Annotated in this window: 11 protein-coding genes (1 of these 11 cut by a window edge); 7 read left to right on the forward strand and 4 right to left on the reverse strand. The window is 71.2% G+C overall.

All coding sequences use genetic code 11. The annotated features are described in order from the left end of the window. A protein-coding gene (gene ptsP / locus N8I84_RS07560) for a phosphoenolpyruvate--protein phosphotransferase (RefSeq protein ID WP_263228830.1) crosses the window boundary here: on the forward strand, positions 1-679 show its 3' end. Its footprint begins 992 nt before the window's first position; the window shows 679 of its 1,671 coding nt (coding positions 993-1,671); the start codon falls outside the window, past its left edge; the stop codon is at positions 677-679. A gap of 73 nt (positions 680-752) precedes the next feature. Here the strand turns inward: ptsP and N8I84_RS07565 are convergent, their stop codons facing one another. Next, positions 753-1,646: a hypothetical protein gene (locus N8I84_RS07565; RefSeq protein ID WP_263228831.1), complete on the reverse strand. Its 894-nt coding sequence runs from the start codon at positions 1,644-1,646 to the stop codon at positions 753-755. A gap of 114 nt (positions 1,647-1,760) precedes the next feature. Beyond that, positions 1,761-3,728, reverse strand: a complete 1,968-nt coding sequence (locus N8I84_RS07570; RefSeq protein ID WP_263228832.1) for an acetoacetate--CoA ligase — start codon at positions 3,726-3,728, stop codon at positions 1,761-1,763. Positions 3,729-3,941: 213 nt separating this feature from the next. Here N8I84_RS07570 and N8I84_RS07575 point away from each other — a divergent pair, with 213 nt between their 5' ends. After that, on the forward strand, positions 3,942-6,308 hold the full coding sequence (locus N8I84_RS07575; RefSeq protein WP_263228833.1) for a glycoside hydrolase family 31 protein: 2,367 nt from the start codon (positions 3,942-3,944) through the stop codon (positions 6,306-6,308). Between the two features lie 46 nt (positions 6,309-6,354). Here the strand turns inward: N8I84_RS07575 and N8I84_RS07580 are convergent, their stop codons facing one another. Beyond that, positions 6,355-6,894, reverse strand: a complete 540-nt coding sequence (locus N8I84_RS07580) for an NUDIX domain-containing protein (protein ID WP_263228834.1) — start codon at positions 6,892-6,894, stop codon at positions 6,355-6,357. A 47-nt stretch (positions 6,895-6,941) separates the two neighbouring features. Then, the gene (locus N8I84_RS07585) at positions 6,942-7,751 is read right to left on the reverse strand and encodes a M15 family metallopeptidase (RefSeq protein WP_263228835.1); all 810 of its coding nucleotides are present in this window, start codon (positions 7,749-7,751) and stop codon (positions 6,942-6,944) included. A gap of 151 nt (positions 7,752-7,902) precedes the next feature. On the opposite strand from N8I84_RS07585, the gene N8I84_RS07590 reads away from it, so the two are divergent. The 5 genes from N8I84_RS07590 to glpK all read left to right on the forward strand — a co-directional run bounded on the left by N8I84_RS07590 (position 7,903) and on the right by glpK (position 13,892). Beyond that, positions 7,903-8,328, forward strand: a complete 426-nt coding sequence (locus tag N8I84_RS07590) for a Zn-ribbon domain-containing OB-fold protein (RefSeq protein WP_263234690.1) — start codon at positions 7,903-7,905, stop codon at positions 8,326-8,328. Beyond that, positions 8,325-9,515 (forward strand): lipid-transfer protein, encoded by a 1,191-nt coding sequence (locus N8I84_RS07595; RefSeq protein ID WP_263228836.1) that lies wholly within the window; start codon positions 8,325-8,327, stop codon positions 9,513-9,515. The genes N8I84_RS07590 and N8I84_RS07595 overlap by 4 nt, the downstream gene beginning before the upstream one ends. Before the next feature lie 98 nt (positions 9,516-9,613). Next, entirely contained in the window at positions 9,614-11,254 is a 1,641-nt protein-coding gene (locus N8I84_RS07600; RefSeq protein ID WP_263228837.1) for a GGDEF domain-containing protein, read from the forward strand. Positions 11,255-11,591: 337 nt separating this feature from the next. After that, the gene (locus N8I84_RS07605) at positions 11,592-12,350 is read left to right on the forward strand and encodes an MIP/aquaporin family protein (RefSeq protein WP_263228838.1); all 759 of its coding nucleotides are present in this window, start codon (positions 11,592-11,594) and stop codon (positions 12,348-12,350) included. Positions 12,351-12,371: 21 nt separating this feature from the next. Next, on the forward strand, positions 12,372-13,892 hold the full coding sequence (gene glpK, locus N8I84_RS07610; RefSeq protein WP_263228839.1) for a glycerol kinase GlpK: 1,521 nt from the start codon (positions 12,372-12,374) through the stop codon (positions 13,890-13,892). Positions 13,893-13,950: the final 58 nt, after the last annotated feature.

A 13,950-nucleotide genomic window follows, 5' to 3' on the forward strand; every position in this document is an offset into this window, starting at 1 on the left:
GGACAAACCGCTGGACTTCCTGACCCCGGCGGACGAGCCGAACCCGGCGCTGGGTGTGCGCGGTCTGCGGACGCTGCTCGACCACCCGGAGGTGCTGCGCACCCAGCTGACGGCGCTCGCGAAGGCCGCGGAGGGGCTGCCGGTCTACCTCGAGGTCATGGCGCCGATGGTCGCCGACCGCACCGACGCCAAGGCGTTCGCTGACGCGTGCCGTGAGGCCGGGCTGCGGGCGAAGTTCGGTGCCATGGTGGAGATCCCGTCGGCCGCGCTGCGGGCTCGGTCGATCCTCCAGGAGGTCGAGTTCCTGTCGCTGGGGACCAACGACCTCGCGCAGTACACGTTCGCCGCGGACCGTCAGGTGGGTGCGGTGTCGCGTCTGCAGGATCCGTGGCAGCCGGCGCTGCTCGACCTGGTCGCGCTGTCCGCGGAGGCGGCGAAGGCCGAGGGCAAGAGCTGCGGTGTCTGCGGTGAGGCCGCGTCGGATCCGCTGCTGGCGTGCGTGCTGACCGGTCTGGGCGTCACCTCCTTGTCCATGGGTGCTGCGTCGATTCCCTATGTCCGGGCGACGCTGGCGAAGTACACGCTGGCGCAGTGCGAGCGTGCCGCGGCGGCCGCGCGTGCCGCGGACACCGCCGACGAGGCGCGCAGGGCGGCTCAGACGGTGCTGTCCGGCGAGTAGTCGGCACGCGTCGTCGCTCCGGCGTCGTGCGGCGAGGGGCGCTCCGCCTTCTGGTGGGGCGCCCCTCGCTCGTTCAATGAGCGTGGCCGGGTGTGCGGCCGTCGTCTCCGAGGTCGGGTGGGGTGCAGTAGTCGACACCGGATTCGGGCGAGACCAGGTCACCGGACTCGATGTCGGTGCAGTAGGCGTCGAAAACCTCTGCTGCGGTGAGTGGTTGCAGTCGTTCGCCGCGCAGGCGCCACCCGTAGACACGGTCGGGGCTGCCGGGCGCTGTGGTGCGCATGACGAGGCCGCCGGCGCTGTGGGTGGCGATGCCGAGAGCGAGGACGCTGGTGAATTCCAGTGCCTCGGTCTCGTCGAGGTGGGCCGTGCCGTCGGGGGCTTCGTCCGCGTGGAGCACGGCGACGAGTGTCTCGGGTGCGGCGGAGACGCTGCACACGAGGTGTCGGTGCCCGGGGCTCGCGGTGTCGAGGATGCGGGCGATCAGGTGGGAGGCGTGCGCGAAGGCCGAGCGCCCGATGTCCTCGCCGCAGGAGGCGCACGCGCCCAGCCGGGCCAGCACATTGGTCGCGTATTGCCAGGTGGCCTGCCGCACTGCCTCGTCGATCAGGTCGGGGACGAGTTCGGCCAGGGGCTGTCCTTCGTACGGGATGGCTGGTCCGGTGGCGGCCAGTTCCGCGGTGAAGCGGGTGCGGCTGGACGGGGCGTCCGGTTCCAGATTGTTGCGGGCGCAGAACTCCGCGTACTCCTCAGGGTCGAAGAGGGCGACCGTCGTGTGGCTGCCCTGAGCGGCGAGGGTCCTGAGCAGGGCTTCCACCTGTTGAAGGTAGGTCGTGTGGTCGTCGAAGGTGAAGGTGCGGTAGCGCCGCATCGCGGTGAAGTCGTGTTCGTCGGTCAACAGGCCGATGGTGCCGGCGATCTCGCGGCGCAGGACGCGTCGCATGGCCCGCTGCTCGGTGTGCGGCATGGTTCCCCCTACGTACAGTGATCTGTCTTCACTCAACGTAACGGGCGGCGCTGACAACGGCCTGCCGGTCGAGGTGGCCGGCAGGCCGTCGCGGGGCGGACGGGACTGGGTGCGTCAGGCGCGTTTGCGGGCCAGGTCCTCGTAGAAATGGAGCAGGTCGAGATTGTCGATGGAGCCAGGGTTCACGGCCTTTTCCAGCGGGGCGCCCTGCAGGAGGCGTTTGACCGGGACCTCGATGCGCTTGCCCGTGAGGGTGTGCGGGACGCCCGGGACTTCGATGATCTCGTCGGGGACGTGGCGTGGTGAGAGCTGTTCGCGGATGGTCTGCTTGATGCTGTTCAGCAGGGCGTCGTCCAGGACGGCCTCGGGGGCCAGGTGGACGAACAGGGGCATCCAGTAGCCGCCGTCGGGCTGTTCGATGCCGATGACGAGGGACTCCCTGATCTCGGGGAGGCGTTCCACGACTTCGTAGATGTCGGCCGACCCCATGCGGACGCCCTGGCGGTTGAGCGTGGAGTCCGAGCGTCCGTGGATGATCACGGAACCGCGGGAGGTGACGGTGATCCAGTCGCCGTGGCGCCACACTCCCGGATACATGGCGAAGTAGCTTTCGTGGTAGCGGCTGCCGTCGGGGTCGTTCCAGAAGCGGATCGGCATGGAGGGCATGGGGTTGGTGACGACCAGCTCCCCGACCTCGTCGATGAGGGCCGTGCCGCTGGGGTCCCAGGACTGCAGGTCGGTGCCGAGGCCGGGCGCCTGGAGTTCGCCGATGTAGACGGGAAGAGACGGTACGGCTCCCGCGAAGCAGGAGCACACGTCGGTGCCGCCGCTGACGGAGGCGATCCACAGGTCATCGCGGACCTCGTCGTGCAGCCAGGCGAAGCCGTCCGGTGGCAGCGGCGAGCCGGTGGTGGCCACGCACTGCACCCTCGTGAGGTCGTAGTCGCGGGCCGGGTGCACGCCCGCCTTGCGGCAGGCCATGACGTACGCGGCGGACGTGCCGAAGAGCGTGGCCCCGGTGCGTTCGGCGACGCGCCACTGGGCGCCGGTGTCGGGGTGGCCGGGGCTGCCGTCGTACAGGACGATCGTGGTGCCCGTCAGCAGGCCGGAGACGAGGAAGTTCCACATCATCCAGCCGGTGGACGTGTACCAGAAGAGGCGGCTGTCGGGGCCGAGGTCGCAGTGCAGGCCGAGCTGCTTGAGGTGCTCGATCAGGATGCCGCCCTGGGACTGGACGATGGCCTTGGGCAAGCCGGTGGTGCCCGAGGAGTACAGCACCCACAGCGGGTGGTCGAAGGGCACCTGCTCGAAGACGGGCTCGACGTCCGCCGAGGTCAGGGCCGACCATTCCAGGGCGCCTTCGGGGGCGTCGGTGCCGAGGAGCGGGATGTGGACGACGGCTCGTAGGGTGGGCAGTTCGCGGCGGAGTTCGGCGACGGTCTCGCGGCGGTCGTGCTCCTTGCCGCCGTAGCGGTAGCCGTCGACCGTGATCAGGACGACGGGCTCGACCTGCTGGAAGCGGTCCAGGACGCTGCGGGCTCCGAAGTCGGGTGCGCAGGAGGTCCACACGCCACCGACGGCAGCCGTGGCGAGGAGGGCGACGACGGCCTCGGGGATGTTGGGCAGGTAGCCGCTGACGCGGTCTCCGGGGCGTACGCCGAGGGCGCGCAGTTCGGCGGCGAGCGAGCCGACCTGGCGACGCAGCTCGGACCAGGTGACCGGGCGGGGCTCGTGGGTCTCGTCGACGGCCAGCAGGGCGGGGTCGTCGGCTCGGGTGGCTGCCGCACGCAGGGCGTGTTCGGCGTAGTTCAGGGTCGCCCCGGGGAACCATTCGGCGCCCGGCATCAAACGGTTGCCGAGCACGCGCGCGTACGGCGTGCTGAACCGTACGTCGAACCACTCCGTGACGGCCTTCCAGAAGGTCTCCAGCTCGTCCACCGACCAGCGGTGCAGCGCTGGGTAGCCGCCCTCGGCGGGTGCTCCGTGGCGTTCCGCCGCCCAGGCCTGGAACCGGGTGATCTGTGCCCGGGCGATGCGGTCGGCGTCGGGCTGCCAGAGAGGCGTGGGGTTCGCTGAGGTCATGGGGCGGCTCCCGGACTGTGCGCGTCGTGTGCGTGGTCCGCGCACGTGCTGGGGTGTGCGCGTCACGCGGCTGACACGGACGATGCCATGTGATCGACTTCTGCACCAGGGTGTGCCCCACATAGTCGGCATCGCGACGCTGTGCTCAGAACACAGGTGAACGGCAGTTGAACGGTACCCCTGTACGAGGACGTCAGTGGCAGGGTGAGCAGCATGGACGGTCGTGACCTGGTGCGTTCGGTGAAAGCGGTCGGTTCGGGGGGTGCGGCAGGGGGCCTGCGCACCGTGCGGGCCGCCTGGCGCAGGCGGCGTGCCGATGCCACCGGGTTGCCGCGGCGGGGCGCGGAGCGGGCGCGGGTGCCGGGGCCCGTGCGGGACGTGGAGCCCGGGCCGGGCGGGGGTGTCGTGCGGTTCGCGCGCACCGAGCTGCGGGTGATGGTCGCCGTGAACGGGGCCGTGTTCTGGGGCTGGGACGGGGTGGCGCCGGAGCCGTCCTATGCCCTCGCGGGCCGCTGTCCCGAGCCGGATCCGCGGGCGCTGCTGGAGCCGGACAAGGACGGCGGCTGGCGTGTCGTGGCGGAGCGCGTCACGGTCGTGGTGTCGCGGCACGGAGCGATCGAGGTGTGTACGCCCGGTGGCGTGACCCTGCGCCGGGACCTGCCGCCCCGGTGGTGGGAGCCGGCGGGCGGGGGCGGCGCGCGCTGGATGCAGCGAGCGGAAGTGGCGCCCGACGCGCGATTCTTCGGGCTGGGCGGGCGGGTCGGGGGGCCGCGACTGCGCGACGGGACGTACCGGCTGTGGAACACGGACCCGGGGCGGCCCTTCGGGCCCGGCGACGACCCCCTCTACATCACCATGCCGGTCCAGATGGTGGTGGCCGACGCGGGCACGCACCTGGTCTTCCACGACACCTCGTGGGACGGCACGGTGACGTTGCGCGAGGGTGAGGAGGGTGCGGGCTCCGGGCACGACCGGGCCGGAGCCTGTGAGGTGCGGATGGACGGCGGGCCGCTGCGGTGCTGGGTGATGCTGGGCACCCCCGCGCGCGTGCTGCGCGTCTGGGCGTCGCTGACCGGGGTGCCGGCCGTGCCGCCGGCCTGGGCACTGGGGCACCATCACGCGCGGTGGGGCTTCGGCAGCGAGCAGGAGGTACGCCGGATCGTCGCCGGCTATTCGGAGCGCGACCTTCCGCTAGATGCCGTCCATCTCGACATCGATCACCTCGACGGCCACCGGGTGTTCTCCGTCGACCGGGACCGCTTCCCGAAGCTGCCGGTGCTCGCCGAGGATCTGCGCCGGGACGGGATCCGCCTGGTGTCGATCGTCGACCCCGCGGTCAAGGCCGAGCCGGGCGATCCCGTGTACGACAGCGGGCACGCGAGGGACGCGTTCGTGCGGGACGCGTCGGGGCGACCGGTGGAAGGGGTCGCGTGGCCCGGTGAGACCGTCTACCCCGACTTCACGCACGCGCGCGTGCGTGAGTGGTGGGGCGGGCTGTACCAGGAGCGACTCGCCCAGGGCTTCGCGGGGTTCTGGCACGACATGAACGAGCCGGTGTCGTTCACCGCCTTCGGGGAGAACACCCTGCCGCGCTCGGCCCGGCACGCGTTGGAGGGCCGTGGCGGTGACCACCGGGAGGCCCACAACGTGTATGCCCTGTGCATGGCGCGTGCCGCGTACGAGGGGCTGCGCGGCCTCGTCCCCGATCAGCGGCCGTTCCTCTTCTCCCGCTCCGGGTGGGTCGGCATGCAGCGCTACGGCGGGACCTGGTCCGGGGACGTTGCCACGGGCTGGCCGGGGCTGCGCGCCTCGCTGTCGCTGGTGATGGGACTCGGGCTGTGCGGTGTGCCGTACTCCGGGCCGGACGTCGGCGGCTTCGACGGGAGTCCGTCGCCGGAGCTGTATCTGCGCTGGTTGCAACTCGCCGCCTACTTGCCGCTGTTCCGCACCCATGCGAGTCTGCGCGCCGGGCGACGGGAGCCCTGGGAGTTCGGCGACGACGTTCTGAAGCACGCACGCGTGGCGCTCGCCGAGCGACGGCGGCTGCTGCCGTACTTCGTCACCCTGGCGCATCTGGCGCGCCGCACGGGTGCGCCCTATGTGCGACCCCTGTGGTGGGGCGCGCCCGAGGACAGGGCACTGAGGAACTGCGAAGACGCCTTCCTGCTCGGCGACAGCCTCCTGGTGGCACCGGTGCTGGAGGCCGGCGCGGTCCGGCGGACGGTGCTGCTGCCGCCCGGCCGCTGGTACGACACGGTGACCGAGGCGGTGTACGAAGGGGCGGGCCACAAGGTGGTGGACGCGCCCCTGGGCCGGATCCCGGTGTTCGCGCGTGCGGGCGCCGTCCTGCCCGTACGGGGTGCCGACGGAGGCCTGGAGCTGGAGGTCTGGGCGCCCGCGCGGGGGCGGTCCGGCGGCGGGACGGTGGTGCCCGACGCGGGCGACGGCTGGGAGGAGCCGGAGGTCGAGCGCTATCTGACGCGGTGGAAGGGGCGTCGGGTGGTGGTCCGGCGGGAGACGGACGAAGGCCGCAGCGAACCGGCGTATCCGGTGCGGGTACGGGGCCTGGACCACGCGTGATCCGGGCGGGACGCGCGCGAGGCTGTGCTGCGCGTCCCGCGTGGGCTCACACGTAGCGGCCCTCGAACCACCCCTGCACTGCCAGCGTGTGCAGGGGGAAGGCGAGTTCGGCGGGTCGGCGCAGGAGCTGCCAGCCCTCGGTCTCGTCCGTGCCGGTGGACGGGGGAAGGTCCGCGGCCGGACGCTCCGGGAGAAGCCCGAACAGCAGCAGGTGGCCGTCGGGCGAGCTCATCGCGTCGACGAGCCGCACGTCGCGGGCGGCGGCGCCGATGCCGGTCTCCTCCTTCAGCTCCCGGACGACGGCGTGCCTCCAGTCCTCCCGGTGGTCGATGAACCCTCCGGGCAGGGCGATGCCCCCGCGCGCGGGCGGGACGGTCCGGGTGATGACGACGAGGGACGTGCCCTTGGTGTCGTACACGGGCTGGAGGGCGACCGCGACGGGCAGTGGGTTGCGGTAGGCCACCGTGCCGCAGGCGGCGCAGGTGCGGGGCCAGCCGGAGATGCCCTCTCCGTAGGACGCTCCGCAGCTCGAACAGTGGGAGTCCGGCACGGAGTCGAAGGCGGACGGGATCGGGGATTCGGACACGTGGCGGACTGTATCCGATCATCTGTGCGTCGTCTTCCGGGGGCGGCTCAAGGGGAGGACGTCAGCGACTTCATGGACACGGGGAAGTCGAAGTAGGTGTCCGGGTAGGGCTCTGGCTTGAAGGTGTAGTGCCACCACTCCTCGGCGAGGTTGACGAAGCCGAGGCCCTCGAGGGTGCGTTTCAGGAGCTGCCTGTTGGCGCGCTGCTCGCCGACGATGCGGGGGTCGTCCGTGTGGGCCAGTGTGTCGAAGCAGTCGAATCCCGTGCCCATGTCGACGGAGTTGTCGGGAAAGCGCTCGGCCTTCGGCGCGTAGCACGGCACGAGCGGCCGGCCGGGAACGTAGGGACGGGTCGGCCCGGCGGGCAGTCGGACGATCGTCAGGTCCATGGTGGATCCGCGGCTGTGCCCGGACTTCTCCGCGATGTAGCCGTCCGCGAACAGGCGGGTCTTGTCGACCCGCGGATAGAACTCGGCCTTCATCCTCTGGTCGTCGAGGTCCTTGGCCCAGCGCACGAAGTGGTCGACGGCGCGTTGCGGCCGGTAGCAGTCGTAGACCTTGAGCGTGTAGCCCTCGCGCACCAGCTCGGCCTGTGCCTTGTGGAGCGCTTCGGCGGCCGGGCGGGTGAGGAGGCACAGGGGCTGTTGGTAGCCGTCGATGCGCTCACCGACGAAGTTGTGCGGGGTGAAGTACCGGATCTCCTGGAGGATCGTCGGGTCCACGGATCTCAGCGCGACGAAGTCCGAGGGCGCCTTGGGCTGCGGCGCGGCGGGGGCGGTGGCCGAGGCGGACACGACGGCGAGGAGTGCGGCTAGCGCGGTGACGAGGCTTCGTACGACGACCGAGGAACGTGTCATGTCCCTTGCATTTATCAGTCGGGCTTCGGCGGGGGAAGGACGCCTGCGCCGTTCTGCGGCGCGTCTGCCGATTTCCCGGAGCACGTGGCAGACTCCTGACGTTCCGTCAGATCGGTGCTCGGGAGGGGCCATGGCACGCATCCGTACCCCTGTGGTGGCCGGATGGTTCACGGGCGAGGGAGAAGATTTCCGTCTCGTCGGCACAAGGTGCTCCGCCTGCCGGTCGGTGTTCTTTCCGCGCGAGGACGCCTTCTGCCGCAACCCCGGCTGCACAGGCGGCGACATCATCGAACTGTCACTTTCCAAACGAGGGCGAATCTGGTCGTACACCGACACTCGTTACCGACCACCGTCACCCTATGTCACGAATCCGGAACTTCCGTGGCGGCCCTACGCGTTGATCGCGGTGGAACTGGAAGCAGAGCGGATCGTGGTGCTCGGGCAGGCGGTTCCGGGGGTGGCCGTCGCCGATCTGGCGGTGGGCATGGAGGCGGAGGTCGTCCCCGGCGTGCTGCACGAGGACGCGGAGACGACCTGGACGACATGGCACTGGCGGCCGACGGGGGTGACGGGATGACGGACGACGTGGCGGTGCTCGGCGCGGGCATGCATCCGTGGGGCAAAGGGGGACGCGGCTTCGTCGCGTACGGGACGGTGGCCGCGCGGGCGGCGCTCATCGACGCGGGGATCGACTGGCGGGACGTCGGCTCGATCGTGGGCGCGGACACCGTGCGGGGTGGGTATCCCGGGTACGTGGCGGGGGCGACGTTCGCCAAGGCGCTCGGCTGGCAGGGGGCGCGGGTGACGAGCGTGTACGCGGCGTGCGCTTCGGGGGCGCAGGCGGTCGGCACCGCACGGGCTCAGATCCTTGCGGGGCTCGCAGACGTGGTGCTGGTGGTCGGCGCCGACGCGGCCCCCAAGGGGTTCTTCCGCCCCGCGGGCGGTGACCGGCCCGACGATCCGGACTGGCTGCGGTTCCGGATCCTCGGGGCGACCAACCCGGCGTACTTCGGTCTGTACGCCCGCCGCCGGATGGCCGTCCACGGGGACACGGTCGACGACTTCGCCCGGGTCAAGGTGAAGAACGCGGCCATGGGGGCACTCAATCCCCACGCCCGGTACCGCAAGCGGGTCACCGCCGATGAGGTCGCCGCCTCGGCGGTGGTGGCCGACCCGCTGCGGCTCCTCGACATCTGCGCGACCTCGGACGGCGGGGCGGCGCTCGTGCTGTCGAGTATGGAGTTCGCGCACCGGCACGGTGCGGCGCGGCCGGTGCGTATCCGGGCGGTGTCCACGGTGACGCCGCGCTATCCCAATACCGTGCTGGACCTGCCCGACATCGCCACCGACTCGGCTGTGGCGGTCGAGCCGGCATCCGAGACGTTCCGCGCGTCGATCGCGCGAGCCGCCTACGAGGAGGCGGCGATCGGGCCCGAGGACCTCTCCCTCGCCGAGGTCTACGACCTGTCCACCGCCCTGGAACTGCAGTGGTACGAAGACCTGGGCCTGTGCGCGCAGGGCGAGGGGGCCAAGCTGCTGAGAGAGGGAGCCACGGCGCTCGGCGGGCGCATACCGGTCAACGTGAGCGGCGGCCTCGCGTCCTTCGGCGAGGCCGTCCCGGCGCAGGCGATCGCCCAGGTGTGCGAGCTGACCTGGCAGTTGCGGGGTGAGGCGGGCGACCGCCAGGTGGCGGAGGCACGGATCGGGATCACCGCGAACCAGGGGCTGTTCGGACACGGGTCGGCGGTGATCGCGATGCGGTGACCCGGCGACACTCGTACGCTGTGTGACCACTCGGGGATGCTGTGTGAACAGGTCATGAACTGGGCCTCGGCGGGTGCCGAGGACGCCATCATGCTGCCGTGCCCTCCTGGACGGACAGCATCCGCTTCGCCTTCCAGCCGGTGGTCAATCTGACGACCGGAGGGGTGGCGGCACTGGAGATCCTCGCGCGCCCGGAAACCGGCGATGTCCTCGCGCAGGCTCGCCGGGACCCTGAACTCGACGGCGGTCTGGCCGCCTTGGCGGTCGGCGCGGCGGCGCGCAAGGAGACCCTCCTGCCGCTGCACGTCAACGTGTTCGCGGCGACGCTCGCCGATCTCGGCGGCCTCACGGCCCTGCGGCAGGCCGTGCGCCAGGCGGGGCGGCTGCCGTGGGAGGTCACGGTCGACGTCGGTCCGCCCTACACGCACGTACCGCACCGGGCCCTGTTGGACGCCGTGGGCGTGCTGCGGGGCGAGGGATTCCGGATCTGCGCGGACGGAGTCGGCGACGGCGATGCACCGCTGCGCCTGCTGGCGGACATGGCGCCGGATCTGATGAAGCTCGACGCGTCCCTGCTGACGCGGTCGGCCGCGGTGCGGGCCATGGGGACGCTCTGCGAGCAGCTGGACGCGTTGCTGTCGGTCGAAGGGGTGGAGACCGAGAAGCAGTGTGCGGCGGCACGGGCGGCGGGCGCGCAGTTGGCGCAGGGTGATCTGTTCGCGCCGCCGTCCCGGCGGCCTGCCGTGGACGTATACGTTCCGATGATGGCCCCATCCGAGCCCGCGACCCCGCGTAGCGGGCCGTCGGTGCGGCAGTTCCTGCGGCCCGCCGCGCTGCTGCCCGCGACGGCCTCGGCCGGTCAGGTGCGGGCGCTGCTCACCGGGTCACCGGAGGTGTCCGGAGTGCTGCTGGTGGACCGGGGCGGGGTGCCGGTCCGATCTGTGCACCGTTCGCGGTTCCTGCTGTCGATGTCGGGGCGGTACGGGCATGCGCTGTACGCCGACCGGCCCGCCGCGAAGCTGGGTGATCCGCCGCGCACGGTCGGCATCGGCGCCACGGCCTGGGAGGTGCTCGACGTGGTCGCGGACGGCGAGCGGGACCGCACCTCGGACGACGTGGCGGTGGTCGACCGGCAGGGGCGGTGCCTGGGCGTCGTACGGCTCGCGGACCTCGTACGGGCGCTGGCCGAGAGCCGGGTCGAGGAGGCGGCGGGGCTCAATCCGCTGACCCGGCTGCCCGGGTCGGACGCCATCACCGCTGAGGTGGACCGGCGGATCGCGGACGGACGGGTGTTCGCGCTGAGCTGGCTGGACGTCGACCACTTCAAGCAGGTCAACGACGGGGCGGGGTTCGCCGCCGGTGACGAGCTCATTCGTGCGGTCGGGCGGGCGTTGCAGGGCGCGGCGTCGGGGAGCACGAGCGTGGGGCACATCGGCGGGGACGACTTCCTGGTGCTGGCCGATCCGGAGAGGCTCGATCCGCTGGCGGCGTCGGTGCTGGACTCCCCCTGGTCGGCGGGCGGGCGCACGGTCACGCTGTCGCTGGCCACGGTCCTGTGCGCACCCGGCAGCGTGACCGACCACCGTCAGGCGGCAGCGTGTCTCGCCCCCCTCAAGCAGGCCGCGAAGGCGCTGCGCGGCGCGAGTTGGGTCCTCGGCCGGGCCGGTCTGCCGGGCCACGAGATCCGCCGCGGCTCGCTCCCGGCTCCGACCCCCGCGGGCGTCCCGGGCGGCCGCTGACACCACGCCGCGCCCGTCTGCTCTCCCCGCTCCTGCGGATGCCTGCCCACCGTTTACGTCACCTGCCTTGACGCTCCGTGGGTGCGGGAGAACACTTCCGGATGTCAGTCGGCATCGCCGCATTCGGGCGTATTCGGTCATGCGACCCGAGGCCCACACCAGTACCAAGGGGTCGTCCCCCACAGGCGGTTCCGCTGCACAGGCACGCTCGTCGCGGACGCCGGGCGGGGTTCGGGACCCTCCCTGCCTTCGGCTGAAGTCGCCAAGGGAAACGCAACCCTGCACGGAGGACCGACACGGGGCCGGACGGACCCCGGGCGAGGGCCTAGGAGCCGCCATGACGCATGCAAGCATCTTCGTCGGCGAGTTGATCGGCACGGCCGTACTCATCCTGTTCGGCGCGGGAGTCTGCGCCGCCGTCACCCTGCACTACTCCAAGGCCAAAGGCGCGGGCTGGGTCGTCATCGCCTTCGGCTGGGGCTTCGGCGTCCTCGCGGGCGCCTACACCGCCGCCCCCAAGTCCGGCGGACACCTCAACCCGGCGGTGACCATCGGCCTCGCCATCGCCGGCATCACCAAGTGGGAAGACGTCCCGTACTACCTGCTGGGCCAGATGGCGGGCGCGATCCTCGGCGCCGTGCTGACCTGGCTCGTCTACTTCGCCCAGTTCCAGGCGAACGCCGACGAGGACAGGGCCCAGCCCACGCTCGGGATCTTCTCCACCGCCCCGGAGATCCGTAATCCGGTCGCCAACCTGATCACCGAGATCATCGCGACCGCGGGTCTGGTGCTGCCCATCCTGTTCTTCGGCAAGAACCTCGGCACCGGCATCGGCATCATCCCCGGCACGACGGCGTACGGCTCGGGCATCGGCATCCTGCTCGTCTCCCTGCTCGTCGTCGGCATCGGCCTCTCCCTCGGCGGGCCCACCGGATACGCGATCAATCCCGCCCGGGACCTCGGCCCGCGCATCACCCACGCCTTGCTGCCGATCCCCAACAAGGGCGGGTCGGACTGGGGCTACGCGTGGATCCCGGTGGTAGGACCGCTGATCGGCGGTGCGCTTTCGGCCCTTGTGTACAAAGCAGCCTTCTGACCCTTTGACGAAGGGGACGTCATGACGGACCACGACCGCAAGTACGTCGCCGCTATCGACCAGGGCACCACATCCAGCCGCTGCATCGTCTTCGACCACAGCGGCGGGATCGTCGCCGTGGACCAGCGCGAACACCGCCAGATCTTCCCCAAGCCGGGCTGGGTGGAGCACGACGCCACGGAGATCTGGTCCAAGGTGCAGGCGGTGGTCGCGGGCGCCATCGCCAAGGCCGGGCTGCGCGCCGACCAGATAGCCGCGCTCGGCATCACCAACCAGCGTGAGACCACGGTCCTGTGGGACCGCGCCACGGGCAAGCCGGTGCACAACGCGATCGTCTGGCAGGACACCCGGACGGCCGCGCTGTGCAACGAACTCGGCGGCCCCGATGGGCAGGACCGCTTCCGCGAGCAGACCGGGCTACCGCTCGCGAGTTACTTCTCCGGGCCCAAGGCGGCCTGGCTGCTGGACAACGTGCCCGGGCTCAGGGCACGGGCCGAGCGCGGCGAGATCGCGTTCGGCACCATCGACTCCTGGTTGATCTGGAACCTGACCGGCGGCACCGACGGCGGACGGCACGTCACCGACGTCACCAACGCGGGGCGCACGATGCTGATGAATCTTCAGACGCTCCAGTGGGATCCCTCCATCCTGTCCGCAATGAACGTCCCGGAGGCGATCCTCCCGGAGATCAGGTCCTCCTCCGAGGTGTACGGGACCGCTGTCGGCCAACTCGCGGGCGTCCCCGTCGCCTCCGCGCTGGGCGACCAGCAGGCGGCGGTGTTCGGGCAGGCCTGCTACGACGTGGGGACGGCGAAGAACACCTACGGCACGGGCAGCTTCCTGCTGCTCAACACCGGCAACCGGCCGGTGCCGTCGAAGAACGGGCTGTTGACGACCATGGGCTACAAGATCGGTGAGGAAGCGCCGGTCTACTGTCTGGAGGGGTCGATCGCGATCACCGGTGCGCTCGTGCAGTGGTTCCGCGACCAGCTCGGCATCATCCGCACCGCGGACGAGATCGAGACGCTTGCGGCGAGCGTCGACGACAACGGCGGGGCGTACATCGTGCCCGCCTTCTCCGGCCTGTTCGCCCCCTACTGGCGCTCCGACGCGCGCGGGGTGGTCACCGGGCTCACCCGCTACGTCACCAAGGCACACCTGGCGCGGGCGGTGCTGGAGGCGACGAGCTGGCAGACGCGTGAGGTCGTGGACGCCATGTACCAGGACTCCGGGGTGCCGATCACCACCCTGAAGGTCGACGGCGGCATGACGAAGAACAACCTGCTGATGCAGCACCAGGCGGACGTGCTCGGCGTGCCGGTGATCCGGCCGAAGGTCTCCGAGACGACCTGCCTGGGCGCCGCGTACGCGGCCGGTCTCGCGACCGGGGTGTGGAACGACCTCGACGAGCTCAAGTCGCACTGGCAGAAGGACGTCGAGTGGACGCCCGCCATGGAGGCGTCGGACCGCGACCGGGAGTACCGCAACTGGCGCAAGGCCGTGGAGAAGAGCTTCGGCTGGCAGGAGGACGAGGCGGACTGACCCGCACGTGAACGCGCGCGTGCGTCTCCCATGAGCCACGCGCGCGTGCGTGTCGGCT

Source organism: Streptomyces cynarae, assembly GCF_025642135.1.
GTDB lineage: Bacteria > Actinomycetota > Actinomycetes > Streptomycetales > Streptomycetaceae > Streptomyces > Streptomyces cynarae.